Origin of the sequence: Pseudomonas sp. CK-NBRI-02 (genome assembly GCF_008124495.1) — a bacterium.
GTDB lineage: Bacteria > Pseudomonadota > Gammaproteobacteria > Pseudomonadales > Pseudomonadaceae > Aquipseudomonas > Aquipseudomonas guariconensis.
In genome coordinates, this window is the sequence record NZ_VSJH01000033.1 from 16,160 (window position 1) to 42,296 (window position 26,137).

22 protein-coding genes are annotated in these 26,137 nt (G+C 64.4%); 4 read left to right on the plus strand and 18 right to left on the minus strand.

The window, feature by feature from the left end:
- Nucleotides 1–6: 6 nt before the first annotated feature.
- On the minus strand, nucleotides 7–1,536 hold the full coding sequence (locus DQ397_RS19185) for a catalase (RefSeq protein WP_080642152.1): 1,530 nt from the start codon (nucleotides 1,534–1,536) through the stop codon (nucleotides 7–9).
- Between the two features lie 108 nt (nucleotides 1,537–1,644).
- The gene (locus DQ397_RS19190) at nucleotides 1,645–2,082 is read right to left on the minus strand and encodes a carboxymuconolactone decarboxylase family protein (protein ID WP_043214769.1); all 438 of its coding nucleotides are present in this window, start codon (nucleotides 2,080–2,082) and stop codon (nucleotides 1,645–1,647) included.
- A 226-nt stretch (nucleotides 2,083–2,308) separates the two neighbouring features.
- Between DQ397_RS19190 and DQ397_RS19195 the strand changes: the two genes are divergently transcribed.
- Both DQ397_RS19195 and DQ397_RS19200 read left to right on the plus strand, forming a co-directional pair.
- Nucleotides 2,309–2,767: a nucleoside deaminase gene (locus DQ397_RS19195; RefSeq protein WP_043214771.1), complete on the plus strand. Its 459-nt coding sequence runs from the start codon at nucleotides 2,309–2,311 to the stop codon at nucleotides 2,765–2,767.
- Complete coding sequence (locus tag DQ397_RS19200) at nucleotides 2,764–3,960, plus strand: cyanate transporter (RefSeq protein WP_043214773.1); 1,197 nt, start codon at nucleotides 2,764–2,766, stop codon at nucleotides 3,958–3,960. The genes DQ397_RS19195 and DQ397_RS19200 overlap by 4 nt, the downstream gene beginning before the upstream one ends.
- Here the strand turns inward: DQ397_RS19200 and DQ397_RS19205 are convergent.
- The 9 genes from DQ397_RS19205 to DQ397_RS19245 form a co-directional block, all read right to left on the minus strand.
- Complete coding sequence (locus DQ397_RS19205) at nucleotides 3,953–5,386, minus strand: PLP-dependent aminotransferase family protein (RefSeq protein ID WP_043214775.1); 1,434 nt, start codon at nucleotides 5,384–5,386, stop codon at nucleotides 3,953–3,955. The two genes, DQ397_RS19200 and DQ397_RS19205, sit on opposite strands and share 8 nt — an antisense overlap.
- A gap of 149 nt (nucleotides 5,387–5,535) precedes the next feature.
- Nucleotides 5,536–6,759: a glycolate oxidase subunit GlcF gene (glcF, locus tag DQ397_RS19210; RefSeq protein WP_043214776.1), complete on the minus strand. Its 1,224-nt coding sequence runs from the start codon at nucleotides 6,757–6,759 to the stop codon at nucleotides 5,536–5,538.
- A 7-nt stretch (nucleotides 6,760–6,766) separates the two neighbouring features.
- Nucleotides 6,767–7,819, minus strand: coding sequence for a glycolate oxidase subunit GlcE (glcE, locus tag DQ397_RS19215; RefSeq protein ID WP_148921596.1), 1,053 nt, complete (start codon nucleotides 7,817–7,819; stop codon nucleotides 6,767–6,769).
- The gene (glcD, locus tag DQ397_RS19220; protein ID WP_043212668.1) at nucleotides 7,819–9,318 is read right to left on the minus strand and encodes a glycolate oxidase subunit GlcD; all 1,500 of its coding nucleotides are present in this window, start codon (nucleotides 9,316–9,318) and stop codon (nucleotides 7,819–7,821) included. Before glcD ends, glcE begins: the two co-directional genes overlap by 1 nt.
- 112 nt (nucleotides 9,319–9,430) lie before the next feature.
- Nucleotides 9,431–10,405 (minus strand): PDR/VanB family oxidoreductase, encoded by a 975-nt coding sequence (locus DQ397_RS19225; protein ID WP_043212670.1) that lies wholly within the window; start codon nucleotides 10,403–10,405, stop codon nucleotides 9,431–9,433.
- Nucleotides 10,406–10,467: 62 nt separating this feature from the next.
- A complete protein-coding gene (locus DQ397_RS19230; protein ID WP_043212673.1) occupies nucleotides 10,468–11,916 on the minus strand; it encodes an NAD-dependent succinate-semialdehyde dehydrogenase in 1,449 nt (482 codons plus the stop codon).
- A 48-nt stretch (nucleotides 11,917–11,964) separates the two neighbouring features.
- On the minus strand, nucleotides 11,965–13,083 hold the full coding sequence (locus DQ397_RS19235) for an aromatic ring-hydroxylating dioxygenase subunit alpha (RefSeq protein WP_043212675.1): 1,119 nt from the start codon (nucleotides 13,081–13,083) through the stop codon (nucleotides 11,965–11,967).
- A 153-nt stretch (nucleotides 13,084–13,236) separates the two neighbouring features.
- Nucleotides 13,237–14,835, minus strand: coding sequence for a BCCT family transporter (locus tag DQ397_RS19240; protein ID WP_043212678.1), 1,599 nt, complete (start codon nucleotides 14,833–14,835; stop codon nucleotides 13,237–13,239).
- A gap of 253 nt (nucleotides 14,836–15,088) precedes the next feature.
- Complete coding sequence (locus DQ397_RS19245; RefSeq protein WP_043212680.1) at nucleotides 15,089–16,180, minus strand: tartrate dehydrogenase; 1,092 nt, start codon at nucleotides 16,178–16,180, stop codon at nucleotides 15,089–15,091.
- Nucleotides 16,181–16,279: 99 nt separating this feature from the next.
- Between DQ397_RS19245 and DQ397_RS19250 the strand changes: the two genes are divergently transcribed.
- On the plus strand, nucleotides 16,280–17,191 hold the full coding sequence (locus DQ397_RS19250) for a LysR substrate-binding domain-containing protein (protein WP_043212682.1): 912 nt from the start codon (nucleotides 16,280–16,282) through the stop codon (nucleotides 17,189–17,191).
- Between the two features lie 136 nt (nucleotides 17,192–17,327).
- Here DQ397_RS19250 and DQ397_RS19255 read toward each other — a convergent pair whose 3' ends face one another.
- The 5 genes from DQ397_RS19255 to ribBA form a co-directional block, all read right to left on the minus strand.
- Nucleotides 17,328–18,476, minus strand: coding sequence for an ABC transporter ATP-binding protein (locus tag DQ397_RS19255; RefSeq protein ID WP_043212684.1), 1,149 nt, complete (start codon nucleotides 18,474–18,476; stop codon nucleotides 17,328–17,330).
- Between the two features lie 19 nt (nucleotides 18,477–18,495).
- Nucleotides 18,496–19,305, minus strand: a complete 810-nt coding sequence (locus DQ397_RS19260) for an ABC transporter permease (protein WP_043212685.1) — start codon at nucleotides 19,303–19,305, stop codon at nucleotides 18,496–18,498.
- A 6-nt stretch (nucleotides 19,306–19,311) separates the two neighbouring features.
- Nucleotides 19,312–20,229: an ABC transporter permease gene (locus DQ397_RS19265; protein WP_043212687.1), complete on the minus strand. Its 918-nt coding sequence runs from the start codon at nucleotides 20,227–20,229 to the stop codon at nucleotides 19,312–19,314.
- Nucleotides 20,226–21,251: a polyamine ABC transporter substrate-binding protein gene (locus DQ397_RS19270; RefSeq protein WP_043212689.1), complete on the minus strand. Its 1,026-nt coding sequence runs from the start codon at nucleotides 21,249–21,251 to the stop codon at nucleotides 20,226–20,228. Before DQ397_RS19270 ends, DQ397_RS19265 begins: the two co-directional genes overlap by 4 nt.
- Before the next feature lie 329 nt (nucleotides 21,252–21,580).
- Nucleotides 21,581–22,702 carry a bifunctional 3,4-dihydroxy-2-butanone-4-phosphate synthase/GTP cyclohydrolase II gene (ribBA, locus tag DQ397_RS19275; protein ID WP_043212691.1) on the minus strand — a complete coding sequence of 374 codons (1,122 nt, stop codon included), beginning with the start codon at nucleotides 22,700–22,702 and terminating at the stop codon, nucleotides 21,581–21,583.
- Between the two features lie 77 nt (nucleotides 22,703–22,779).
- On the opposite strand from ribBA, the gene DQ397_RS19280 reads away from it, so the two are divergent.
- Complete coding sequence (locus DQ397_RS19280; protein ID WP_043212693.1) at nucleotides 22,780–23,073, plus strand: DUF1330 domain-containing protein; 294 nt, start codon at nucleotides 22,780–22,782, stop codon at nucleotides 23,071–23,073.
- Between the two features lie 27 nt (nucleotides 23,074–23,100).
- On the opposite strand, the gene DQ397_RS19285 is transcribed toward DQ397_RS19280, so the two are convergent.
- Both DQ397_RS19285 and DQ397_RS19290 read right to left on the minus strand, forming a co-directional pair.
- Nucleotides 23,101–24,453: an SPFH domain-containing protein gene (locus DQ397_RS19285; RefSeq protein ID WP_043212747.1), complete on the minus strand. Its 1,353-nt coding sequence runs from the start codon at nucleotides 24,451–24,453 to the stop codon at nucleotides 23,101–23,103.
- Between the two features lie 153 nt (nucleotides 24,454–24,606).
- Complete coding sequence (locus DQ397_RS19290) at nucleotides 24,607–26,019, minus strand: cytosine permease (RefSeq protein ID WP_043212695.1); 1,413 nt, start codon at nucleotides 26,017–26,019, stop codon at nucleotides 24,607–24,609.
- Nucleotides 26,020–26,137: the final 118 nt, after the last annotated feature.

Below are 26,137 nucleotides of genomic sequence, written 5' to 3' on the forward strand. Positions count from 1 at the left end.
GCGTTGTCAGTCGCGCAGCTCCCGTGCCAGTGCCTTGACCCGGGTGAGGTCACCCTTGGCGACCTTGGCAACGCGCTTGCCATAGTCGGGGTCGGCCTTGTAGAGGAACGACAGGATGATGTGCTTGCTGTCGTCATCGGCCCCCGCCAGGGACTGGCCAAAACTGTTCACCAGGTCGCGCTGCTCCTGCTTGCTGTAGGACCGGTACAGCTCACCGGCCTGCTTGAAGTTCTGCTCCCGTGTGATGCCGCGTTGCTGGGTGCTGCCAGCCAGGGGTAGCTGGCTGTAGCGCGCCGACACGGTGCTGGTGCGCGGCTGCAGGCGGCTGGGCTCGTAGTTGACCATGCTGCGGGTGCGCCCGTTGTCGAGGGCAGCGTCCTGGTTGCCGTTGTTCACCGCCGCCCGTGGCTGGTTGATCGGCAAGCGGCCGGCATTGGCGCCGACCCGGTACATCTGGGTGTCGGCGTAGGAGAACAGGCGTCCTTGCAGCAGGCGATCCTCGGAAGGCTCGATGCCCGGGATCAGGTTGGATGGGGCCAGCGTCACCTGTTCGGTTTCCTGGAAGAAGTTGTTTACGTTGCGGTTGAGCACCATCTGGCCGACACGGCGCTGCGGTACATCAGGCCAGATCTTGGTCGGGTCCAGCGGATCGAAGTCGAAGGCCGCCAGCTGCTCGGGCTTGAGCGTCTGGATGTACAGGTCCCATTTGGGGAACTCGCCACGGCCAATGGCAGCGACGAGGTCGTGGGTCATGTGGTTGAAGTCCTGGCCCTGGATACGCTCGACCTCCTTGGGTGCGAGGTTTTCGCGGCCTTGCAGGCTCTTCCAGTGGAACTTCACATAGGTTACGTCGCCCTGGGCATTGACGAACTTGTAGGCATGTACGCTGTTGCCGTCCATGTGCCGGTAGCTCTTGGGGGTGCCCTCGTTGGAGTACAGCAAGGTGAGGGTGCGGGTGGCCTCGGGCATGTGCGAGAACAAGTCGAAGCGCCGGGCGTCGTTGGCCAGGTTGGTGCGTGGATCGGGTTTGAAGGCATGGACCATGTCGGGGAATTTCATCGCATCGCGGATGAAGAAAGTCGGGAAGTTGTTGCCAACCAGGTCCCAGTTGCCGCTGCTGGTATAGAAACGGGTGGCGAAGCCGCGAGGGTCGCGCAGGGTTTCCGGTGAGTGCAGACCATGAACCACCGAGGAAAAACGCACGAATACGGGCGTTTTTTCTCCCGGCGTGAACAGTCGGGCCTGGGTCAGCGTGGAGAGATCTTCGAACGCGGTGAACTCACCATGGGCACCCGTGCCACGGGCATGGACGACGCGTTCAGGAATACGTTCTCGGTCGAAACGTTGCAGCTTCTGGATGAGCTGCACGTCCTGAAGCAATACCGGGCCGTTGGCTCCAGCGGTCTGCGAATGCTGGTTGTCGCCAACCGGGGCGCCGTTGTCGCGTGTCAGGGGGGCGGCATGCAGGGTGGCGCTGGCAAGCAACGTCGCACCGAGCAGACGCCCGACGATGCGGGTGGGTCGGGTTGCGGGCATGGAAAGGTACCTGAGGGCTATTGATCGGGTGATCGATGCTAGGGGTACACATCCACGCTTTCAGTCGGTGCGAACGTTGTTTGTCGTGGCTGTTTTCAGGGCAGGGTGTCAGCCCGGGACCATGGCAAAGCCTACGCCGAAGCGGTTCCAGGCATTGATGGTGGCGATGGCCAGGGTCAGGTTGGCGACTTCGGCGGGCTCGAAGTGTTCCAGCAGGGCTTCGTACTCCGGCTGCGGCGCGCCGCGCTCGGGCAGGCGGGTGAGGCATTCCAGCCAGGCCAGGGCGGCCCGTTCGCGTGGGGTGAAATAGCGTGTTTCCTGCCAGGCGCAGAGGGTCTGCAGGCGAGCCTCGGTCTCGCCAGCCTTGCGCGCATCGTTGGCGTGCATGTTGACGCAATAGGCGCAGCCGTTGATCTGCGAGGCGCGCAGGCGGACCAGTTCGAGCAGGGAGTTTTCCAGGCCGCTGTTGGCGAGGGCTTGCTCCAGGCCGATCATGGCTTTGTAGGCTTGCGGGGCGTGCTTGGCCCATTCGATACGTTCGTGCATGGCGGACTCCGGTGTAAGGGGATCACGTTTGCCGGCGCTGGGGCAGCGCCTGGCCTTGGTCATACGTTAGCGCTAGGGCACGAACGGCCCGATAGCCAATCCTGCGCTTTGCCAGGAGGCCAATGGGCTATTCAGGGGGCCACTGACCTGCATCCAATCTCTTCATTTTTGCTGGCGCCGCTCAGCCGCGATAATGAACCCGTCTTGCACCGAGAGATTTCCTACGATGTCCGATGAACGTTTCATGCGCGAAGCCCTCGACCTGGCCCGCGCCAATATCCAGGCCGGCGGCCGGCCATTCGGCGCCGTGCTGGTGTATCAAGGGAAAGTGCTGGCGCGTGCCGTCAATGAAATCCACAGCACCCAGGACCCGACCACCCACGCGGAAATGCAGGCGATCCGCAAAGCGGCCCAAGCCCTGGGGCAGGCGCGTCTGGACGGCGCCGAGATCTACGCCAGTGGTCATCCATGCCCGATGTGCCTGGCTGCCATGCACCTGTGCGGCATCGAGCGCGCCTGGTTCGCCTACGACAACGACGAGGGCGAGCCCTATGGGCTGTCCACCGCGGCGGTGTATGCCCAGATGGCTCGTCCACCCCAGCAGCAAAGACTGCCTCTGCGGCCGCTCAAACCCGCCGGTGAGGCCGACCTGTACCTTCAATGGAAGCAGGCGCACCAGGGATGAGAGGCGCACTGAACCTATTGCTGGTGCTGTTGCTGGCACTGAACCTGCGGCCGATTCTCACCAGTATCGGTCCGCTGCTCGAACCCATGCGCGCAAGCACCGGCCTGGGCTACCAGCAGGCTGCGCTGCTGACGGCTTTGCCGGTGCTGTGCATGGGCCTGATCCCATTGCTGCAACCCTGGCTGCGCCGCTGGTTGAGCGAGCATGGCGGCATGCTCATGGGCCTTGCGGCAATCGCCCTGGCGTGCCTGTGGCGCTTGCAACTGAACAGCGCCTGGGCGCTGATTGCCAGTGCCGTGCTGGCCGGGCTCGGCGTGGCCGTTGTCCAAGGGATGATGCCTGGGCTGGTCAATCGCTGGTTCCCCACGCGCCTGGCGACCACCATGGGCCTGTACTCGGCGGCGTTGATGAGCGGCGGTGGTTTGGCGGCCGTGCTTGGCCCGTCCATCAGTGCCGCGACCGGGCGCTGGCAGGTCGGCCTGGGCGTCTGGGCGCTCCCGGCGGTGCTGGCAGTATTGGCCTGGCTGGCGCTGCGACCACGGCACAACACGCCGAAACTCGCCGGTGGCGGGGGTGGGCATTGGTTCGGCAACCGCCGGGCTTGGCTGCTGGCCAGCTACTTCGGACTGATCAATGGCGGCTACACCAGCATGGTGGCGTGGTTGCCGGCCTACCACATCGAGCACGGCGGTACCGCGCAGGGGGGTGGTGAGCTGGTGGGTTTGATGACGATCTTCCAGGTCACCGGCGCCTTGGGGCTGCCGCTGTTGCTGCGCAGCCTGGCGGACCGTCGCCCGGGCCTGTGGCTGGCGCTGTCTATCCAGTTGGGGGGCTTTCTTGGCCTGCTGCTGGCGCCGACCTTGGCCATGGGTGTGTGGGTGGCGATGATCGGCCTAGGCCTGGGCGCGTGCTTCAGCCTGAGCCTGACCCTGACCCTGGAACATTTGCGCAAAGATCCTGCTCAAGCGGGGAGCCTGGCCGCGTTCGTGCAGGGCATCGGGTTCATCATCACCGGGATCATTCCCTACCTGACGGGCTGGTTGCGCGATATCAGCGGCGATTTCCAGGCTTCCTGGACCTTGCTCACCATCACCGTGGTGGCGATGCTGCTGGTCACGGCGCGCTTCGCCCCGCACGGCTATGTCGCCGCCATCGCTCGCCCCGGTCAGCCGGCCCAGGCAGCGGTTAACTGAGGCCTTGCAGGGTATCGCGCACGCGGTCCAGCGCGGTGTCGATATCCAGCAATTCGATGGCCCCGAAGCCCAGCAACAGCCCCGGACGCACCGGGGCCTCGCTGTAGAACGGGGCCAGCGAATACAGGCCGACCTCTACCTTTCGCGCCAGGCTCACCAGCAAATCCACATCGACCTCGGGGCTGGCCAGGGCGCTCAAGTGAAAGCCGGCGTTGGCCGGGACGGCTGTCAGCCAGGGCGCCAAGTCGCTGCTCAGACGGGCCAGGATTCGCTCCCGGCGGGCGCTGTATACCTCATGACAGCGGCGGATATGCTTGTTCAGGTGACCTTCGCTGATGAACCGCGCCAGCGCCCATTGCTGCACGCTCGGGCTGTGCCAGTCGGTCAGGTGTTTGGCCACGCACGCCGCGCGTAGCACGCTCGCAGGCAGCACGGCGTAGCCCAGGCGCAACTCGGACAGCAAGGTCTTGGAAAAGGTGCCCACGTAGGCCACCAGCCCATGGCGGTCCAGGCGCTGCAAGGCATCGCTGCCCGGCCCCTGGTAGCGGAACTCGCAGTCGTAGTCGTCCTCGATGATCAATGCCCCCAATTCGGCGGCCCGCGCCAGCAGGGCGGTGCGCCGGCGTTCGCTCATCGGCATGCCGAGGGGGAACTGATGGGACGGTGTCACGTAGATTAGCCGCGTGCCATCGGCGATCTGTTCGACGCACAGCCCTTCGTCATCCACCGGCACCGACTGCAGGTGCGCGCCCAGCGCCAGGAACAGCTGGCGCGCCGGTGGATAGCCGGGGTCTTCCATGGCCACTTGGCAGCCGGGTTCGATCAGCACCCGGGCGATCAGGTCCAGCGCTTGCTGGGCACCGTTGCACACCATCACGTCGGCCGCGCTGCAATGCACGCCACGGGCGAAGGCGATGTGGTGGGCGATGGCTTCGCGAAGTTCCGGCAGGCCTTGGGCGTCGAACTGGCGTTGGGTGTGACGCTGGCTGCGGCGCAGGGCGTACTGCAGGCAACTGCGCCACTGATCGAACGGGAACTGCGCCTTGCTCGATGCGCCACCGACGAAGTCGTAGCGCGATGGGGTCTGCAGAGCGGACTGGGAGAGCACCGTGGCCCGCTGCTGCCAGCGCGCCACGGACGCGGCGGCGGCCAGGGGAATGGCCTGGGCCTGGATGGCTTGCAAGGGGCGTTGCGGTGTCACGAAGGTGCCGCGACCGACCACGCCGCTGAGCAGGTTGTCGTAGGTCAGGCGCGAGTAGGCCTCGGCGACGGTCTTGCGGGACACGCCCAGTTGTTCGGCGAGCAGGCGAGTGGGGGGCAGTTGGGTGCCGGCGGCCAGGTGACCGCTGTCGATGCTGGCACGCAGTTGCTGATAGAGCTGGTCGGCCAGGCCTTTGCGGCCTTGCAAGCGGATGTGCAGTTCCATGGGGTTGTCCGGGGGGTGAGAGGGCAAGCTTCGGGGTTTGTGGGGCTGGCTGCAAGGGCGCGGGCTGCAGGGCAGCCCTTCGCGGGTAAAGCCGCTCCAGCAGAGGGCAGCGCCAACCTTGTGGGCGCTACCCGCGAAGTGGCGGTCGGCTAGGTGTCTGTCAGGGCAGCGTCGACGATCTCGATCCAATGGCGCACCGGTGTGCGTCCGGCGCTGTCCAGGTGCGCCTGGCAACCGATGTTGGCGGTGGCGATGAGCTGAGGGTTGCCGCTTTCCAGCGCCGTGAGGCGATCGTCCCGCAGGCGGCGCGACAGCGCAGGTTGGGTCAGCGAGTAGGTGCCGGCCGAGCCGCAGCACAGGTGGCTGTCCGGCACGGGAGTAAGGGTAAAGCCCAGGCGTGACAGCAACTGCTCCACCGCACCGCCGAGCTTGAGGGCGTGCTGCAGGGTACAGGGGCAGTGGAAGGCCAGACGCTGCTCGGCACACAGGCCTAGTCGCTCGACGGGCTCGGCCTGCAGCACCTCTACCAGGTCTCGGGCCAGGGCGCTGACCCGGGCGGCCTTGGCGGCGTAGCGCGGATCGTTTGCCAGCAAGTGTCCGTAGTCGCGCACGAAGGCACCGCAACCACTGGCGGTCTGCACGATGGCTTGGGCGCCGGCCTCGATGGCAGGCCACCAGGCATCGATATTGCGCCGCGCCCTGGCCAGGCCGTGCTCCTGGGCGTTGAGGTGGTAGTCGACCGCGCCACAACAGCCTGCTGCGGCCACCGGTTCCACACTGATCCCCAGGCGGTCCAGCACGCGTGCGGCCGCGGCATTGGTGTTGGGCGACAGGGCCGGCTGCACGCACCCTTCGAGCAGCAACACCCGACGGGCATGGCGGGGTGCCGGGCGTTGGCCGGGAGCTGCGATCCGTGCGGGCAGCTTGGCTTTGAGCACGCCGGGCAACAGCGGGCGCAGGGCCTGGCCTGTACGGGTCAGGGCCTTGAACAGCACAGGATGCGGCACCACGGCGCGCAAGCCCTGGCGCAACAGGCGCTCACCCAGCGGGCGCGGGACCTGTCGTTCGACCACGGGGCGGCCGATGTCCAGCAGGTCGTGGTAGTTGACACCCGATGGACAGGTGGTCTCGCAATTGCGGCAGCTCAGGCAGCGGTCCAGGTGCAACTGGGTGCTGGCGCTGGCCGGCGCGCCCTCGAGCACCTGCTTGATCAGGTAGATGCGTCCGCGCGGGCCATCGAGTTCATCACCGAGCAGTTGATAGGTGGGGCAGGTGGCGGTGCAAAAGCCGCAATGCACGCAACTGCGCAAAATGCGTTCGGCCTCTTCGCCGCGTGGCAGGACCTTGGCGGCCTCGCTCAGGTTGGTTTGCATGGCAGCCTCACAGGTCTGGGTACAGGCGACCAGGGTTGAAGATGCCCTGGGGATCGAGTTGTTGCTTGAGCGTGCGGTGGTAACGCATCAGTGCGGCAGGCAGCGGCGGCATGCTGTCATCGCCCGGCGTGTACGCCGTGGCATGGCCGCCGACCTGGGCCAGTTGCGCACGTAGCTGCGCCGGCGTGGCCGAAGACTTCAACCAGCGCTGGGCGCCGCCCCAGTCGATCAATTGCCTGCCGGGCAACGCGAGTGGGCCCGTGGCGGTCGGTACCGAGAGTCGCCACAGCGGCGCCGGGTCGTCGAAAAAGGCCAGGCGCTGTTCGCGCAAGTCCTCCCAGAAGCGGCTTTCGAGCGCCTCACCCCCCAGCCGCTGGCGGGCCGACAACACCGAGCCTTCTCCGCCTTCCAGGCGCAGGTAGAGCGCTTGGCCGTCGTGACAGGCGGCGCTGATCGGCAGCGGTTGCTGACCCCATTCGGCCAGTGCGTCCAATGCTTGGTGAGTGTTCATCTCCAGGCGAAGGCTCGCGCATTGACGGGGTCGTGGCAGCACTTTCAGCGACACCTCGGTGAGCAGGCCCAGGCAGCCGAAACTGGCGACCATCAGTCGTGAGACATCGTAACCGGCGACGTTCTTCATCACCTCGCCGCCAAAACGCAGCAGCTTGCCGTGGCCGGTGATCACACGCGTGCCGAGCACGTAGTCGCGCACCGCCCCGGCCCAGGGCCGGCGTGGCCCGGACAACCCTGCGGCGACCATGCCCCCGAGGCTGGCATCCGGGCCCAGGTGGGGCGGCTCGCAGGGCAGCATCTGGCCGGCTTCGTGCAGCACTGCTTCGATCTCGCGCAGGGGCGTGCCGGCGCGGGCGGTGAGCACCAGTTCGGTCGGATCGTAGCGCACGATGCCGCGGTGGCTTCGGGTATCGAGGATTTCGCCAGTCACAGGGCAGCCCAGCATGGCCTTGCTGTTGCTGCCCTGGATGCGCAGAGGGGTGTCCATGGCCAGGGCTTGGTTGACTTGCTCGAGCAGGTCCTGGCTCATGTCGCGGTCCGCATTCATCAGAAACGCTCCAGGTCAGGGAAGGGCAGTTGGCCCTGGTGTACGTGCAGGGCGCCGAACTCGGCGCAGCGGTGCAGGGTGGGGATGTTCTTGCCGGGGTTGAGCAGGCCTTTGGGATCGAACGCGGCCTTGACCGCATGGAACAGGGTGATTTCGTCGGCGTTGAACTGGGCGCACATCTGGTTGATCTTTTCACGCCCGACGCCATGCTCGCCGGTGATGCTGCCACCGACCGCCACGCACAGCTCCAGGATCTTGCCGCCGATGGCTTCGGCGCGCTCCAGTTCGCCGGGCAGGTTGGCGTCGAACAGGATCAGCGGGTGCATGTTGCCATCGCCGGCGTGGAACACGTTGGCCACCCGCAGCCCGTATTCCCGGGACAGCTCGGCGATGCCCCTGAGTACCCCAGGCAGTTCACGGCGGGGTATGGTGCCGTCCATGCAGTAGTAGTCCGGCGAAATGCGCCCCACCGCGGGAAAGGCGTTCTTGCGCCCAGCCCAGAAACGCACGCGTTCGGCCTCGTCGCAGGCCAGGCGTACCTCGCTGGCACCGGCCTGGCGCAGCACGGCGGCGACGCGCTCGCAGTCGTCCTGCACGTCCGATTCCACACCGTCCAGCTCGCACAGCAGGATCGCCGCCGCCTCCACCGGGTAACCGGCGTGGATGAAGTCTTCGGCGGCGCGGATGGCCAGGTTGTCCATCATCTCCAGGCCGCCTGGGATGATGCCGGCGGCGATGATATCGGCGACCGCGCCGCCGGCCTTCTCGACGCTGTCGAAGCTGGCCAGCAGCACCCGCGCGACCTGGGGCTTGGGCAGGAGCTTGACGGTGACTTCGGTGACGATGCCAAGCATGCCTTCGGAGCCGGTGAACAGCGCCAGCAGGTCGAAGCCGGGGCAATCCAGGGCATCGCTGCCCAGGGTCAGGTGTTCGCCTTCGACAGTGAGGATGTCCACCTTGAGTAGGTTGTGCACGGTCAGGCCGTATTTGAGGCAATGCACGCCGCCGGCGTTTTCGGCGACGTTGCCGCCGATGGAGCAGGCGATCTGCGAGGAAGGGTCCGGCGCGTAATATAGGCCGTAAGGCGCTGCTGCCTGGGAGATCGCCAGGTTGCGCACGCCAGGCTGGACCCTGGCATAGCGCCCTTGTGGGTTGACCTCCAGGATGCGGTTGAAGCGCGCCATCACCAGCAGGATGCCCTGGGCCAGGGGCAGGGCGCCGCCGGAAAGGCCCGTGCCCGCGCCGCGCGCCACCACCGGTACGCCGCGTTGATGACACAGGCGTAGCAGTGCCTGGACCTGGTCGAGGCGCTCGGGCAATGCCACCAGCAATGGCACGGTGCGGTAGGCCGAGAGGCCATCGCATTCGTAGGGTTTGAGGTCTTCGGCGTGGTGAAGGATCTGAAGATCCGGCAGGGCGTCGTGCAGGGCTGCCAACAAGGCCGCCTTGTCCACGGTGGGCAGGGGGCCGTCCAGGTGTTCGTCGTAGAGAATACTCATGGCTCGGCTTCACGCCTCCGGTGGGAAGGCGGTTGAGCCGTGGGATGACAGCGGCATGGGCTTGGGTCTCTTGTTCTTGTCGTCAAGAGACCAGCCTAGACCACTGTGACTGTTACAGGTCGAGCACCAGGCGCGCGCTGCGGGCACGCGAGACGCAGAGCATCATGGTTTGCTGCGAGGCTTTTTCCTCGTCGCTCAGGTACTGGTCGAAATGCTCGGCTTCGCCCTCGAGGATCGCGGTTTCGCAGGTGCCGCACACGCCTTCGCGGCACAGGCACTCGACCTTGGCAGCCTTGGACTTCTCGATGGCCTGGAGGATGGTCATGCCTTCCTCGACCTGCAGCTCGGTCCCGGACTTGGCCAGCACCACGGTGAATGCAGCGCCGGCGGCGGGCGCTGCGGCGGCGAACTGCTCCCAGTGCACGCGCGAGGCATCGATGCCCGCAGCGGCGGCCGTGGCGATGACGGCGTCGATCAGCGGCTTGGGACCGCAGACATAGAGGTGCGCGTCGTCGGCCAAGCCCGCGCACAGGCCGGCCAGGTCCAGCTTGCGGTCCAGGCTGTCGATGTAGAAGCGGGTGCTTTGCGCATGCGGGCCGCTTTCCAGGTCACCCTGGAAGGCGCCGTGCTCCGGGGCGCGGAAGGCGTAGTGCAGCTCGTAGGGGGTATCGCTGCCTTCGAGTTCATGCAACTGGGCCAGGAACGGGGTAATGCCGATGCCCCCTGCGATCAGCACGTGGCGGCCGGCCGTGGGGTCCAGGGCGAACAGGTTGTTGGGGGTGGAGATGGTCAGCTCGGTGCCCACCTGGACGTGATTGTGCATGAACGCCGAGCCGCCCTTGGACTGCTCTTCCAGGCGCACACCAATCTGGTAGCTGGACAGGTCACGCGGGTCGCTCATCAGCGAGTAGGCATTGCTGAACTGGCTGCCACAGGCCGACTGCATCTGCACGATGACGTGACTGCCGCCGCTGAAGGCGGGCAGGCTGGCACCGTCTTCGCGGGCCAGGGTGAAGCGCTTGATCAGCGGCGTGGCCTGTTCCACGTCGGTGACACGCACCTTGAACATTTCGTATTGCTTGGCCATGGTTCACCTCGACTTGCTCATCACGCGGCAGGCCCTGCCGCGTGACACAGATACTGGCTCGCTCAGACGGCGAGGCACAGGTACTTGATTTCCAGATAATCCTCGATGCCGTACTTGGAGCCTTCGCGGCCCAGGCCCGATTGCTTGATGCCACCAAATGGCGCGACCTCGTTGGAGATCAGTCCGGTATTGATGCCGACCATGCCGTACTCCAGGCGCTCGGCCACGCGGAACACGCGGGCCAGGTCACGGCTGTAGAAGTACGCCGCCAGGCCATACTGGGTGGCGTTGGCCAGTTCGATCACTTCCTCGTCGGTGGTGAAGCGCACCAGCGCGGCCACCGGGCCGAAGATCTCTTCCTGTAGCAGCTCCATGCCCGGGGCGATGTCAGTGAGCACGGTCGGCTCGAAGAACTGCCCGCCCAGGGCGTGGGCCTTGCCGCCCAGCAGTACGCTGGCGCCTTTGCCGGTGGCGTCGTCGATCAGGCTGCGTACCTTGGCCACGGCCTTGTCGCTGATCAGTGGGCCAATCTGCGTGCCTTCGGTGTCGCCAGGGCCGACCGCCAGGGCGCGCACGCGCTCGACGAAGCGTTGGGCGAAGCGCTCATAGACGCTGTCGTGCACATAGAAGCGGTTGACGCACACGCAGGTTTGCCCGGCGTTGCGGTACTTGGCGATCAGTGCGCCTTCGACGGCCGCCTCGATGTCGGCGTCATCGAAGACGATGAACGGGGCGTTGCCACCGAGTTCCAGGCTGACCTTCTTGATGGTTTCGGCGCACTGGCCCATGAGCAGGCGACCCACCGGGGTGGAGCCGGTGAAGCTGAGCTTGCGCACGCTCGGGTGGCCGGTGAACTGGGCGCCGATGGCCGGGGCATCGCCGGTGACCACGCTGAACACCCCGGCAGGGATGCCAGCGCGCTCGGCCAGTTCCACCAGCGCCAGGGCGCTGAACGGGGTTTCGTTGGCCGGCTTGACCACGATGGTGCAGCCGGCGGCCAGCGCCGGGGCGACCTTGCGGGTGATCATCGCCGCCGGGAAGTTCCATGGAGTGATCGCGGTGCACACGCCGATGCCTTGCTTGATCACCAGCAGGCGTTTGTCATTGGCCGGGCTCGGGATCACATCGCCGTAGACGCGCTTGCCTTCCTCGGCGAACCACTCGACGAAGGAGGCGGCGTAGCGGATCTCGCCCAGGGCTTCGTGCAGGGGTTTGCCCTGTTCGCGGGTCATCAGTCGGGCCAGGTCCTGCTCATGTTCGAGCAGCAGTTCGAACCAACGGCGCAAAATGCTCGCCCGCTCTTTGGCGGTACGGTCGCGCCAGTCGGCCAGGGCCGCTTCGGCGGCTTCGATGGCGCGCACGGCTTCGGCGCTGCCCATCAGTGGAACATGGCCGAGCAGCTCGCCGCTGGCCGGATCATTGACCGCCAGGGTCTGGCCGCTGTCGGCGTCGCACCAGCGCCCGTCGATGTAGGCTTGCTGGCGCAGCAGTGTGGTGTCTTGAAGTTTCACGCTAGGCTCTCCGAAGGCCGCCGACCCGCAAGCCGGCGGCCGGGCGCATCAGTCCAGGTGGGCGACGGCGATCAGGTTGTGGAAATGGGCGATGCCATGCTCGCTCACGCCGCTGCGCTGCTGGTCGACCATGATCCGGCCCTGGCCACGGTAGCCACGGGATTTCAGGCCTTTCTGCACGCTTTCGACCAGGCGCAGGTCTTCTGGGCGGAAGACTTCGCGGTACCAGTCGATCAGCTTGAGCTGCTCTTCGGTCAGGTCCTTGTTCAGGAAGTAGATGTCGTAGTGCTGCAGGGTGGTTTCGGCATCGACCGGGAACTCATAGATCACGGTCATGAAGTTGGCGCCTGGCGGCACGTTGAACATGGTGCACGGCCAGGCCCAGAAACCGGCGAACGATGGGTCCTTGACGGATTCGTCGAACTTGAACGACTGCTCGGAGGGCTTGGCCAGGCCGTACTGCAGGGTCCAGTTACCGTGCAGGCTGTGGTTGTACTGGCCGACGTCCACGGAGTCGGAGAAACCTGGGTGGGCCGGGGCGCAGTGGTAGCACTCCAGATAGTTGTCGACGATCGACTTCCAGTTGGCCGGGGTGTCGCTGACAAAACGCGCGGCCAGGTGCAGGTCGTCGATCACGGCGCAGGCTTCGCGCATGCGCTTTTGCAGACCCGGCAACTGGTCTTCGACGCTGCCGGCCTCCATGTCCATGTTGATGAAGATGAAGCCTGCGTACTCTTCGACGCGTAGCTGCACCAGGGTGGAGTTTTCCTTGTCGAAGTTGACCACGTTCTCGCAGTTGCGGGCGTGGGCCAGCTCGCCGTCGAGCTTGAAGGTCCAGGCGTGATACGGGCAGGTGATGACGTTCTTGGCCTTGCCGCTGCCTTCGAGCAGTTGGTGGCCACGGTGCGGGCAGACGTTGTAGAAGGCACGCAGCACATCGTCGCGGCCACGCACGACGATGATGCTCTCGCCGATCACTTGGCGGGTGATGTAAGCGTTCTTTTCAGCGACTTCGCTGCGGTGACCGACGCAGATCCAGCTTTTGGCGAAGATCGCTTCTTTCTCGTGCTCGAACACGGCGGCCTGGGTGTAGAAGTTGGCCGGAAGGGTGAAGGCCTCTTCAGGGTTGGCGCAGAAATCGGCGGGCAGGCGTTTGAAATCGTTCATGGCTCTTTCTCGGTTTTTACTTATTGGTTAACGCGTATCTACTGGTTAACAGGTCGGGCAAAAAAATTTGACCGGACGCTTTAGGGCTGCGGTGCAGCCATCGCAGGCTTCGCCAGCGCCTACAGGAGACTGGCGATGCCCTGGGTCATACGATCAATGCAGGGCAGCGGCGCTGCGCGGTACCTGGTGCTCCGGCTCTTCGCCGGCAAGGCGTGCGGCTTCTTCCTCGATACGGTAGGCCGGAACCTGGCCGTAGTCGGCGGCGAGCCATTTGAAGAAGCCGTAGATCTTCACCAGCAGGATCACCATGAAGGGGATCGCGGTGAGGACCACAGCGGTCTTCATGGTCGACAGCGAGGCCTTGGCGAACAGCATGGCCAGCGGCACCAGGGTCAGCACGATGCACCAGAACAGACGCAGGGTCGGGGTCGGGTCCTCGCCTTCGCGCAGGTTGCGGGTGCTGGTGGCGGCCACGGCGTAGGCCGCTGCATCCATGTGCGAGGCGCAGAACACCGCCATGATGAACAGGTACACCGCCAGGAACAGGGTGCCCCATGGCAGGGCCAGCAACAGGTCGGTCACTGCGGCTTCGCCACCGACGCTGCTCAGCAGCTTTGGCACGTCGATCTGGCCGTTGATGAACTGGTGCATGCTGTAGCTTTCCAGGGCGCCGAAGAAGAACCAGCAACCGAAGCTGCCGCCCAGCAGCAGGGCGAACACCACTTCCTTGATCTGACGGCCGCGCGAGACACGGGCGACGAACATGGCAACGCCTGGGGCGTAGGACACCCACCACAACCAATAGAACACGGTCCAGTTGCGGGTGAAGGCGCCGTCACCGGCAGGGTCGGTGAACAGGCTCATGTGCACGTAGTGCTGGATCATCAGGCCGATGGCGTTGGCAGTGTTGTTAACGGTGAACTGGGTCGGACCGACCAGCAGCACGACCACGGCGAACAACAAGGCGCCGATGCACACCATCTTCGACAGGCGCTGCAGGCCACCGTCGATGCCGATGTAGGAGCTGAGCGAGAACAGCAGCGCTACCGCACCGATCACCATCAATTGCACGGTGAAGGTGTTGGGAGTGCCGGCTAGGTCCGACAGGCCGCGGGTCAGGGTCGAGGCGGTCAAGGCCAGGGAAACGGTCAGCGCGCCCATCATGGTCAGCAGGAAGATCAGGTCGACGGTGCGTCCCACAGGGCCGGTGGCCTTGAAGCCGGTCACCGCTTCGATGATCGAGGCCAGGTTCAAGCCGCTCTTCTTGCGCACGTGGAAGTGGTAGGCCATGGCCAGCGAGGCCAGGGCGTAGATCGACCAGGCGCTGATACCCCAGTGGAAGAACGAGTAGCTGACGCTGTACTCCAGAGCTTGGGCCGACATCGGGGCGATGTTAAGACCGGGGGTCTGGTAGTAGTAGGCCCATTCCATCACGCCCCAGTACAGGGTCGAGGAACCCATGCCGGCGCAGATGAACATGAAGACCCAGGTCGCGGTGGAGTATTCCGGTTTGCCAGCGCCCAGGCGGATGTTGCCGTACTTGCTGAAGGCAAGGTACAGAACGGCCAGGGAGCTGCCGAACACCAGCACCTGGACGCTGGTGCCGAAGGTACGGGTGGACAGTTCGAACAGGTGGTTGGCCATGCTTTCCGCTTGGGCGGGGTAGGCAGCAAGGCCGATGACAGTGAGCAGTACAGCGATCAGGCTCACGGTAATCAGGAACACATCAATCTTTTTATTGTTGTGGGACATCAATTGTCTCCTGGAGCGTTTGGAATGCTAAGCGCTTGGGAAGTCCATGTCAGATAGAGCTTTTTTCCTCGACTGTTAACCTAAAGTTTACGCATATCTTTTGGTTAACGAAGTGTGCATTGAAATGGGGCAAAACTGCAATAGGATCGTCAGACAATCTGATGGTTGGTGGCGTCTATTTCGCGGGTAAACCCGCTCCTCCAGGGTCGCGGGGCCTGGCGAGCGGGTTTATTTGCTAATGGACGCCGCCGAATCAGGCCCCCAGCAGTTCTGCGATGGCCTTGCCGACTTCCTGGGTCGAGCGGTTCCCGCCCATGTCGCGGGTGGTATCGCCGTTGGCGATGACCGTCTCGATGGCCTTGAGGATGTCGTCGTGGGCGGCCTGGTAGCGGGCGTCTTCACTGTCCTTGCCGAGGAATTCGAGCATCAGCGCGCCGGACCAGATCATGGCGATCGGGTTGGCGATGTTCTTGCCGTAGATGTCCGGCGCCGAGCCGTGTACCGGTTCGAACAGCGATGGGAACTTGCGCTCCGGGTTGAGGTTGGCCGACGGTGCGATACCGATGGTGCCCGCGCAGGCCGGGCCCAGATCCGAGAGGATGTCGCCGAACAGATTGGACGCCACCACCACGTCGAAGCGTTCCGGCTGCAGCACGAAGCGGGCGCAGAGGATGTCGATGTGCTGTTTGTCCCAGCTGATCTCTGGGTAGTTGGCTGCCATGGCGGCGGTGCGCTCGTCCCAGTAAGGCATGCTCACGGCCATGCCGTTGGACTTGGTCGCGGAGGTGACGTGCTTGCGCTCGCGGGTCTGGGCCACGTCGAACGCGTACTTGAGGATGCGGTCCACACCACGGCGGGTGAACACCGACTCCTGCAGGACGAACTCGTTCTCGGTGTTCTCGAACATGCGACCGCCCAGGGAGGAGTATTCGCCTTCGGTGTTTTCGCGAATCACCACGAAGTCGATGTCACCCGGTTGCTTGTTGGCCAGCGGGCAGGGCACGCCAGGGAACAGGCGAACCGGACGGATGTTCACGTACTGGTCGAAGTCGCGGCGGAACTTGAGCAGCGAGCCCCACAGGGAAATGTGGTCCGGGACTTTGTCTGGCCAGCCGACCGCACCGAAGTACAGGGCGTCGAAGCCCTTGAGCTGTTCGAACCAGTCGTCGGGCATCATCTTGCCGTGAGCCAGGTAGTAGTCACAGCTGGCCCACTCGAAGAATTCGATCTCAAGGTTCAGGCCATGTTTGCGCGCGGCGGCTTCGACCACGCGGATGCCTTCGGGGAGGACTTCGTTGCCGATGCCGTCACCGGGGATGGCGGCGATTTTGAAGGTCTTGCTCATGGGGGCGCACTCGCTGTTCTGGGTAACGGATGCTGGCCATGCTATAAGGACGCTAACCGGAGATAATCTGGTGAATCATCAATTCTTGGTGCACGAATCGTGAATAATCTGCCTAACCTTGACGACCTGGATATCTTCCTGCAGGTGGCGCGCCGCGCCAGCTTCGCCGCCGTGGCCGACGAGCGCGGCATGTCGGCTGCCTTTGTCAGCAAGCGTATTCGTCTGCTTGAGGAGAATCTCGGTGTGCGGCTGCTGCACCGCACCACCCGGCGGGTGACGGTGAGCGAGGAGGGCGAGCGGGTGTACCAGTGGGCGCTGCAGATCTTCGAATCCCTGCAACGCATGGACGATGACCTCAACGCTGGCCAGCGCGAACCGGCCGGGCAGTTGCGTATCGCCAGCAGCCTGGGGCTGGGCCGACGCTTCGTGGCGCCTGCGCTGTCGGAGCTGGCGGCGCGCTACCCGAAGCTGGATATCCGCCTGGATGTGCATGACCGCCTGATCGACCTGATTGCCGAGGGGGTGGACCTGGACATTCGCGTGGGCAACGTCATTGCGCCGAACCTGATCGCCAAGCTCCTGGCGCGCAACCGTCGAGTGCTGTGCGCGGCACCTGGCTACCTGGCGCGCAGGGGCACGCCCAAAAGCCTGGCGGATCTGGCCAGCCATGACTGCCTGGTGATCAAGGAGCGTGACCACCCGTTTGGTGTATGGCACCTGGAGGGACCAGGCGGCGAGCAAAGCGTGCGGGTGACCGGCCCGTTGTCCAGCAACCATGGCGAGGTGGCGCACCAATGGTGCCTGGATGGGCGGGGCATCCTGTTGCGCTCATGGTGGGATGTGCACGACAACCTTGCCGATGGGCGACTGGTTCAGGTGCTGGAGGACTATCAGCAGGCGGCGGACATCTGGGCGGTGTACACCACGCCCCTGGCCGGGTCGGCCAAGGTGCGGGTGGCGGTGGAGTTCTTCCGGCAGTACTTCGCCGAGCGATATCAGTTGCCTGTGTGAGCCTTGATGTTCAGCGTTGTTGCGTTCGCGGGTAAACCCGCTCCCACAGGGACAGCGGTGTCATTGAGAGCACCGCAGAGCCTGTGGGAGCGGGTTTAGCCATGAAAGGGCCAGTACGCTCTGCGCCTGACCCTGCTCAATGCGCTCCGGCAGCTTTGCTCAGGTCACTCTCGGCCCATTCGGTGTAGATGCAGGCATCAGCCACTGCCCAGCGGACCTTCACGGTATCTCCGGGCTGCATCGGCATGCCGGCTGCCGACAGCGCCTTGACGGTCATTTCGGTGCCGCCGACAGTCACAACATGGCAGGTCTGGCTCTCGCCGAGGAACAACACTTCCCCTACCTTGGCGGTCACTTCGTTCCAGCCGGCGGGCAATGGCTCGCGGGCTGCCTGCTCGGCGCTCAAGGCCAGGGCTTTTTCCGGGCGCACCATGATCAGCGCATCCTGCCCGGCATTAAGGCCCGTGGTCAGGCGGATCGCCAAGGACTGCCCTTCGAACGCGGCCGCGCCATGGCTGCTGGCCTTGACCTGCAGGAAGTTGGAATTGCCCAAAAACGATGCCACGAAGGCATTCGGCGGGTTCTGGTACAGGTCATAACCCGTGCCCAGGCCGACGATCTTGCCGTGGCTGAAGATCGCGATGCGCTGGGACAGGCGCATGGCTTCTTCCTGGTCGTGGGTCACGTAGACGATGGTGATCCCCAGGCGGCGGTGCAACTGGCGCAGTTCGTCCTGCAGGTCTTCGCGCAGCTTCTTGTCCAGCGCGCCAAGGGGCTCGTCCATCAGCAGGATGCGCGGCTCGTACACCAGCGCCCGGGCAATGGCCACGCGTTGCTGCTGACCACCGGAGAGCTGGGCGGGGCGGCGGTGGGCGAACTTTTCCAGCTGCACCAGCTTGAGCATGGCGTCGACCCGCTTGGCGGTCTCGGCGGCGCTCTGCTTGCGGATCGCCAGGGGGAAGGCGATGTTGTCGCGCACCGACAGGTGCGGGAACAGCGAGTAGCGCTGGAACACCATGCCGATGTCACGCTTGTGCGGCGGCACTTTCACCAGCGATTGGCCGTCCACCAGAATTTCGCCGCTGCTGGGGGTCTCGAAGCCTGCCAGCATGGACAGGGTGGTGGACTTGCCCGAGCCGCTGGAGCCAAGGAACGTCAGGAACTCGCCGTCCTGGATCTCCAGGTTGATGTTGTCCACCGCGGCGAAGTCGCCGTAGTGCTTGTTCAGGTTGCGCAGGCTGACCAGGGTCTTGGCGGGCGCGGCATCTTTCATCACTGCACTCATTGTTGTTGTCTCCGGGCGCTCAGGCGCTGACTTCGTTGCGCCGGCGCAGGGCGGCGGCGATGACCATGACCAGGACCGACAGGCCGATCAGCAGCGTCGAGGCGACGGCGATCACTGGGGTCAGGTCCTGGCGCAGGGTGGTCCACATCTTCACGGGCAGGGTCTGCAGGGTTGGGCTGGCCATCATCACGCTGAGCACCACCTCGTCCCAAGAGACCAAAAAGGCGAACAGGCCACCGGCGATCATCCCTGGACGGATCGCCGGGAAGGTCACCTTGAAGATCGCCTGCAAGCGCGAGGCGCCGCAGATCACCGCGGCGTCCTCGATCGACTGGTCGAACAGCTTGAGCGAGTTGATGATCGAGATGATGGTGAAGGGCAGCGCGACGATGACGTGGCTGACCACGAAGGAGAACAGCGTGCCGGTGTAGCCGAGCTTGAGGAACAGCGCGTACACCGCCACGGCGATGATCACCAGCGGCACGATCATCGGCAGGGTGAACAGGCCATACAGCAGCTCGCGGCCTGGGAAGCGTCCGCGTACCAGGGCAAAGGCCGTGGGCAGGCCCAGCAGTACGGCGCAGATCGTGGTGAGCACGGCCACCTTGAGGCTGGCCAGGGCAGCGTCCATCCACTCGGGGTTGGAGAAGAACTGGCCGTACCACTTCAAGGTCCAGCCGGGTGGGGGGAACACCAGCCACTGGGACGAGCCGAACGACAGCAGCACGATGAACAGGATCGGCAGCAGCAGGAAGGCCGCGATCACCCCGGTGGTCAGGTACAGGCCCGTGCGCAGCGGCCGGCCCATGGCATTGGGAGTCAGGAGCATGGCGGTTTACCTCGCGTTGCCGACCGGGGATTCCGGCTGCAGCTTCAGGTAGAAGTAGAAGAGCACCAGGGTGATCAGTACCAGCAACGCAGCGGCGGCGCTGGCCAGGCCCCAGTTGAGGAACGATTGCACCTGCTGGACGATGAATTCAGGCAGCATCATGTTCTGTGCGCCGCCGAGCAGGGCGGGGGTCACGTAGTAACCGAGCGACATGACGAACACCATCAGCGCGCCGGAGAACAGCCCCGAGCGGCACAGTGGGATGAACACCTTCCAGAAGTTGGTCCAAGGGCTCGCGCCGCAGATCGAGCCGGCCTGCAGGACCATCGGGTCGATGGCCTGCATGGTCGCCTGCAGCGGCAGCACGATGAACGGAATCATGATGTAGCTCATGCCGATCACCACGCCTGTGAGGTTGTGCACCATCTCCAGCGGCGCATCGATGATGCCCAGCGCCATCAACACCTTGTTGATCACCCCCGAGGCCTGCAGCAGCACCAGCCAGGAGTAGGTGCGGGCCAGCAGGCTGGTCCACATCGACAACAGTACGATGTTCAGCAGCCAGCGGCCCCAGCCGCGCGGCACCAGGGTGATCGCCCAAGCCAGCGGGAAGCCCAGCAGCACGCTGATCAGGGTCACCAAGCCCGCTACAGAGAAGGTGTTGAACAGCACCCGCGCATAAGCCGAATTGGCGAACAACTGCTCATAGTTGCCTAGCCCCGGTACGGGCTCCAACACCCCGCGCAGCAACAGGCCAATCAGCGGAGCGAAGAAGAACAGGCCCAGGAAAAGCAGCGCCGGCAGCAGATTGCGGCTGCCCCGCCAGCGCTGGCTCAGGGGAGGGCGGCGCACGGCCGCTCCCGGGGCGCCGGTGCCGCTAGGGGCACCTTGGGCGTTGTGCAAGGCGTTGATGGCGACTTTCATTTGACCAGCCACTCATTCCAGCGGGCCGCGATGGCCTGGCCGTTCTTCGCCCAGTAGGCGAAGTCCAGGGTCACCTGGTCCTGGGCATAGGCAGTCGGCAGGTTCGGTGCCAGCTCCGGCTTGAGCTGGGCGATGCTGTCGAGGTTGACCGGGGCGTAGGCGGTGAGATTGGCAAAGTCCGCTTGCCCCTTGGCGCTGCTGGCGTTGGCCAAGAACTTCATGGCCGCGTCCTTGTTCTTGGCGCCCTTGGGAATGACCAGGAAATCGGCCATGACCAGGTTCTGCTTCCAGCTCACGCCCACCGGCGCACCGTCCTGCTGCAAGGCGTAGACCCGACCGTTCCAGAACTGCCCGAGCGAGGCTTCACCGGAGGCAAGCAGTTGCTGGGACTGGGCGCCGCCGCCCCACCAGACGATGTCTTTCTTGATGGTGTCGAGCTTCTTGAAGGCGCGGTCCAGGTCCAGGGGGTAGAGTTTGTCCGCCGGTACGCCGTCGGCCAGCAGGGCCAGCTCCAAGACACCGGGGCTCGGCCATTTGTACAGGGCGCGCTTGCCGGGGTAGGCCTTGGTGTCGAACAGGGCCGACCAGTCCATCGGCTTGTTGGCACCGAGCTTGCCTTCGTTGTAGCCGAGCACGAAGGAGAAGAAGAACGAGCCGACGCCATGGTCGGAAACGAATCGCGGGTCGATGCGGTCGCGCTGGATCGTGGTGAAGTCCAAAGGCTCAAGCAAGCCTTCGCTGGCGGCGCGCAGGGCGAAATCGGCTTCGACATCGACCACGTCCCACTGCACGTTGCCGCTCTCGACCATGGCCTTGAGCTTGCCGTAGTCGGTGGGGCCGTCCTGCACGACCTTGATCTTGCTGCTTTCGCTGAAGGGTTCGGCCCATGCCTGTTTCTGGGCGTCCTGGGTGGTGCCGCCCCAGCTGACGAAGCTCATGCTGTCAGCAGCCAGGGTGGCTTGGCAGGCCAGGGAGAGCAGGCTGGCGGACAGCACTGCGGTGACTCGTTTGCTCAACAGCATGGTTAACGCCCTCATTGCTTTTGTTATTTGAGCGGGCTTCCTGTCGCCCGCCATGTATTCGGGGAGCAGCTTTCCAACGATGTCGCGTGGCCGTTGTTTGAAGTGTAGGTGCGGCCGGAAATCTAAGGTCTACGGGATATCATATTATGGTATTCCAAACTTTTCGCAAGAGGTCGAAGGCGACCGGCCATCACTAAAAACGCCGGCCCCACTCAGCGAAACGCCACGCCGTCCTCCAGGGGGACGGCGTGGCGTTCTCAAGCGGTGGGTTGTGTGTTTACCCGCGAAGCACACCGCAGAGCAGGACGGTGGCTGTCACGGGTGTCGGCTCAGTTGAACTCGGCGGGCTCGAAGGGAATGCTCTGCACCACCTTCAGCTCGTATCCGGCCAGGCCTGCGTATTTGAGCGGTGGCCCCAGGTGTCGCAGTTTGCCCACGCCCAAGTCCTGGAGAATCTGGGCGCCAGTGCCCACTTCGGAGTAGACCTTCGACTGGCCTCGTTGGAATGGCTTGATCGGCTGGGTCAGCTGCGGCACGCGTTCGAGCAGGGCCTGGGAGGACTCGTGGTTGGCCAGGATCACCACCACGCCCGTGCCTTCGGTGGCGACCTTTTGCAAGGCTGCCCACAAAGTCCAGTTGGCGGGCCCTGCGTATTCGGCGCCGACCAGGTCGCGTAAGGGGTCGATGACATGCACCCGTACCAGGGTCGGCTGTTCTCGACGGATATCACCCATCACCATGGCCATGTGCACGCCACCGTCGATGCGATCTTCGTAGGTCACCAGGCGGAAGGTACCGTGCACGGTGGGCAGTTCGCGCTCGCCGATGCGTTTGATGGTCTGCTCGTTGCTCAGCCGGTAGTGGATCAGGTCGGCGATGGTGCCGATCTTGATGCCGTGGCGTTCGGCGAACACTTCCAGGTCCGGGCGGCGCGCCATGGTGCCGTCGTCGTTGAGCACTTCGACGATCACCGAGGCGGGGGTGAATCCGGCCAGGCGTGCCAGGTCGCAGCCGGCTTCTGTGTGCCCGGCGCGGGTCAGCACGCCGCCTTCGCGGGCGCGCAAGGGGAAGATATGCCCTGGTTGGACGAGGTCCTCAGGACGTGCGTCGGGCGCCATGGCGGCGGCGACGGTACGGGCTCGGTCGGCGGCCGAGATGCCTGTGGTGACGCCGGTGGCGGCTTCGATAGAGACGGTGAACGCTGTGCTGAACACACTGCCGTTGGCCGGCACCATCTGCTCCAGGCCCAGACGCTGGCAGTGCTCGTCGGTCAGGGTCAGGCAGATCAGCCCGCGTGCCTCGCGGGCCATGAAGTTGATGGCCTGGGCGTCACAGCGCTCGGCGGCGATCAGCAGGTCGCCTTCGTTTTCACGGTCCTCGTCGTCCACCAGCAGGACCATCTTGCCCTGGCGGTAGTCCTCGAGGAGTTCTTCGATGCTGTTGAAAGCCATACTGCACACTCGCTGTGGTAGGGTGATTTTTATGGTATACCATCATACACAAATAACCGTTCACAGGAGAGCGATGGATGAAGGCCTACTGGATTGCCCACGTGAATGTCACCGATCCTGAGCAGTACCAGCACTACACCCAGCGCGCCCCCGCGGCCTTCGCCGCGTTCGGCGGGCGCCTGCTGGCCCGTGGCGGGCGCAGCGAGGCGATGGAAGGACGGCCCACGCCACAGCGTAGCGTGGTGATCGAGTTCGATTCATACGAACAAGCGGTGGCGTGCTACCGGTCCGAGGCATACCAGGAGGCTTGCCGGCATCGGCAGGGAGTGGCGACGGCCGAGGTGATCATCGTCGAGGGCATTGCGCCCTGAAACTACAAGGCGCAATGAGTGCAGGGCTCAGGGCGTCTTGAGATCGATTGCGAGGTCCTTGGCTGCCTTGGTGGCCAGTACACTCATGAGCTTGTTCATTTCATCCTGGCGACCGATGCCCGCTTCCGTGCCGCCCATCATCACATTGGGCACCGGGGCTCTGGCGGCAGCATCGGCCCAGGCCTTGTTGATCTGCACCAGCGCATCGAGCTTGTTCTGCAAGGCACCGTCAGCCTTCAGGGACGCCTCACGGGCGTAGGCTTCGGCGTCGGCGGTGATCTTGGTGGCCTCGGCATTGACCCGGGCCTTGTCGCGCAGCAGTTCGGCTGTCTGTTTGTCGATCTCGGCACGCCGCTTTTCTCGCTCGGCGTTGATCAGTGTGAGCTGTTTTTCCGTCTCGGCCTCGGTCGTGCGTTCGATCTGCTGGCGCAGGCTTTCCTGACGCTTGGCCTCGACATCCTTGGCTCCCCGGGCGGACACCAGCTCCTTTTCTTCCTCTTCCTTGAGGCGGTTCTGCCGGGCCACCGCCAGTTCCGCCAAGGCCTGTTGCACCCGGACCATCCGTTGCTGGTACTGAGGGTTGGGGTCGATGTGGGTGACCCGCGCATCGACGACTTCTACGCCATACAGGCGAAATTGCTGCTGCTTGCGTAGCTCCTGGCCGTGCTTGTCGAGTTTCTTCTCGATGATGAAGCGGGTGGCGGTGTTGTCGCCGAAGCTGCCCTGGTCGGTACCGGCCTGCAGGATGGCGGTCTGTGCCGGCAACGCGTCGCGCTTGATACGCACTTCCTTGCGGCTGGTGAGGTACAGGCCATTGCGCAACTGGTTTTCGAATTCGGCGCCGAAGTGGCTGCGGTTACCCGCGTAATAATCGTCTGCGCTCATCAACGAGGCTGTGGCCTGGAGGGTTTCCTTGACCGCGGGCAGCAAGGCGCGTTGCAGGAAGTTGTCTGGCGTTCGGTATTCCTGGGCGATCTTGAGGAAGGCCTCGCCCGATGGCAGGCGAAACTGCGTGCTGAACTCGGCCTTTGCATCGACGTTGCCCAGGAACACGATGGGCAGGTTTGGCAGGACGATCGAAGGCTGCCCGCTACGCCTGTCCTCCTGGATGTCCGCTTGCAGTGCGGACTGGACCCCGATGGTGCGGCGCCAGACCGTGCTGCGTCCGAACCACTTGGTGGCGTAGCCCACGTCCTCGACCACTTTCTCTTCGCCGAAGATCGTGCGCACATGGGTCATCTGACCCGCTTCGTTGTAGAAAAACACGCTATTGAACAGCACAGCCAGGCCGCCAAGGGCGAGTACCGGGAGGGTGACGGTGGTGACGAGCTTGCGGTTGATGCGAGGGGCGATGAACTTGACCAATGGAAGTTTTTGCATGGGGAACTCCTTGTCCGAGGAGCGGGCATGCTGGCGATCGGTTGCGTTGGTCACCATCAGGTGAATCAAGCGTCGCTGTAGGGGTTGTCGCAAATCAAGAAGAACAGAAGACCCGCCATGGCGGGTCTTCTGGGGTCAGGTGTCGTTGAGTGCTCAGACGCCAGCGGCGAGTTTGGCGCTCATTTGCCGGCGGCGGTAGGCGCTGTCCCGGGTCGCCAGCCACCAGTACAGTGGCGAGGTGACCAGCAGGCCCACCAGCCACGACAGGTCGGCGCCATCGATGTGGGCGGATACCGGGCCTACGTACAGCGGGGTGTTCATGAATGGGATCTGCACTGCGATACCCACCGCGTAGGCGATCAATGCCTGGGGGTTGTAGCGCCCGTAGATGCCCCCGTCGACCTTGAAGATCGACTGGATGTCATAGTCGCCTTTGTGAATGACGTAGAAATCGATCAGGTTGATCGCCGTCCAGGGCACCAACACCACCAACAGCACCAGGACCATGTCGACGAAGTGGCCGATGAAGTCCGCCGAGGCGAATACCGCCACCACGCAGCATGCCGCCAGCACGACCAGCGACAGTACCGCGCGGCTCTTGGCGGTGGGGATCCAGCGATAGGCGAAGGTCTGTACCAAGGTGATGATCGACAGTACCGCGCCATACAGGTTAAGGGCGTTGTGGCTGATCACGCTGAGCAGGAACAGCACCAGCATCAGTGGGCCGATGGCGCCGGTGGCGAGCTTGACGGCATCCATGGTGTCCATGCCCGCCGGGATCGCCAGTACCGCCACCGCACCGAACACGAACGACAGGCTCGAGCCCAAGGCCGAGCCCAGGTAGGTGGTCCAGAAGGTCGAGGACACCTTCACGTCGGCCGGTAGGTAGCGCGAGTAGTCCGACACATACGGGGCGAAGGCGATCTGCCACAGCGCTGCCAGCGACACGGTGGCCAGCCAGCCGGAGATGTTGAAGCTGCCGCGGGTCAGGAAGTCATCGCTTTGCACGTGGCTGAAGATGTAGCCAAAGCCCACCACGATGCCGATGCCCAGCACCCAGGTGCCGATGCGGTTTAGCACATGGATGAAGCGATAGCCGATGATGCCGATGATGCCCGAACCCAGCGCGCCGATGACGATGCCCACCGGGACCGGCACGGTATCGACCACGCCATGCAGCGACTTGCCGGCCAGCACGATGTTGGAGGCGAAGAAACCGATGTACATGACCCCGGCGATCACCACCACCAACAGTGCGCCGAGCGAGCCGAACTGGGCGCGGCTCTGGATCATCTGCGGGATGCCCATCTGTGGGCCCTGGGCCGAGTGCAGCGCCATCAACACGCCGCCGACCAAATGGCCGACCAGGATGGCGACGATGCCCCACACCAGGTTGAGGTGGAACAACTGCACGCCCAAGGCGCCGGTGACAATCGGCAGGGGGGCGATGTTGCCCCCGAACCAGAGGGTGAACAGATCCCTTACCTTTCCATGGCGGTCTTGCGGGGGCACGTATCCGATCGTGTGTTTTTCTATGAGAGGGGCCGATGTAGCTGCACGGGTCATGACGGACTCCAAGGCAGGGAGGGGCGCAGGAATGTGCCCGGGTGCGGGCCGGCAAAGGGCGACGCGTTCTTGTAAGCGCGATCATGAGGGGTGGGAGCGGATCGATAAATTAGTAAAT

Bases quoted from the DNA above. Each gene is read 5' to 3' on its own strand.
- DQ397_RS19270 (WP_043212689.1), bottom strand. From the start codon at position 21,251: ATGCTGTTGAGCAAACGAGTCACCGCAGTGCTGTCCGCCAGCCTGCTC.
- DQ397_RS19240 (WP_043212678.1), bottom strand. From the start codon at position 14,835: ATGTCCCACAACAATAAAAAGATTGATGTGTTCCTGATTACCGTGAGC.
- DQ397_RS19255 (WP_043212684.1), bottom strand. From the start codon at position 18,476: ATGAGTGCAGTGATGAAAGATGCCGCGCCCGCCAAGACCCTGGTCAGC.
- DQ397_RS19205 (WP_043214775.1), bottom strand. From the start codon at position 5,386: ATGGAACTGCACATCCGCTTGCAAGGCCGCAAAGGCCTGGCCGACCAG.
- DQ397_RS19290 (WP_043212695.1), bottom strand. From the start codon at position 26,019: ATGACCCGTGCAGCTACATCGGCCCCTCTCATAGAAAAACACACGATC.
- DQ397_RS19235 (WP_043212675.1), bottom strand. From the start codon at position 13,083: ATGAACGATTTCAAACGCCTGCCCGCCGATTTCTGCGCCAACCCTGAA.
- DQ397_RS19195 (WP_043214771.1), top strand. From the start codon at position 2,309: ATGTCCGATGAACGTTTCATGCGCGAAGCCCTCGACCTGGCCCGCGCC.
- DQ397_RS19285 (WP_043212747.1), bottom strand. From the start codon at position 24,453: ATGCAAAAACTTCCATTGGTCAAGTTCATCGCCCCTCGCATCAACCGC.
- DQ397_RS19265 (WP_043212687.1), bottom strand. From the start codon at position 20,229: ATGAAAGTCGCCATCAACGCCTTGCACAACGCCCAAGGTGCCCCTAGC.
- glcD (WP_043212668.1), bottom strand. From the start codon at position 9,318: ATGAGTATTCTCTACGACGAACACCTGGACGGCCCCCTGCCCACCGTG.
- DQ397_RS19245 (WP_043212680.1), bottom strand. From the start codon at position 16,180: ATGAGCAAGACCTTCAAAATCGCCGCCATCCCCGGTGACGGCATCGGC.
- ribBA (WP_043212691.1), bottom strand. From the start codon at position 22,702: ATGGCTTTCAACAGCATCGAAGAACTCCTCGAGGACTACCGCCAGGGC.
- DQ397_RS19260 (WP_043212685.1), bottom strand. From the start codon at position 19,305: ATGCTCCTGACTCCCAATGCCATGGGCCGGCCGCTGCGCACGGGCCTG.
- glcF (WP_043214776.1), bottom strand. From the start codon at position 6,759: ATGCAAACCAACCTGAGCGAGGCCGCCAAGGTCCTGCCACGCGGCGAA.
- DQ397_RS19225 (WP_043212670.1), bottom strand. From the start codon at position 10,405: ATGGCCAAGCAATACGAAATGTTCAAGGTGCGTGTCACCGACGTGGAA.
- glcE (WP_148921596.1), bottom strand. From the start codon at position 7,819: ATGAATGCGGACCGCGACATGAGCCAGGACCTGCTCGAGCAAGTCAAC.
- DQ397_RS19185 (WP_080642152.1), bottom strand. From the start codon at position 1,536: ATGCCCGCAACCCGACCCACCCGCATCGTCGGGCGTCTGCTCGGTGCG.
- DQ397_RS19200 (WP_043214773.1), top strand. From the start codon at position 2,764: ATGAGAGGCGCACTGAACCTATTGCTGGTGCTGTTGCTGGCACTGAAC.
- DQ397_RS19280 (WP_043212693.1), top strand. From the start codon at position 22,780: ATGAAGGCCTACTGGATTGCCCACGTGAATGTCACCGATCCTGAGCAG.
- DQ397_RS19190 (WP_043214769.1), bottom strand. From the start codon at position 2,082: ATGCACGAACGTATCGAATGGGCCAAGCACGCCCCGCAAGCCTACAAA.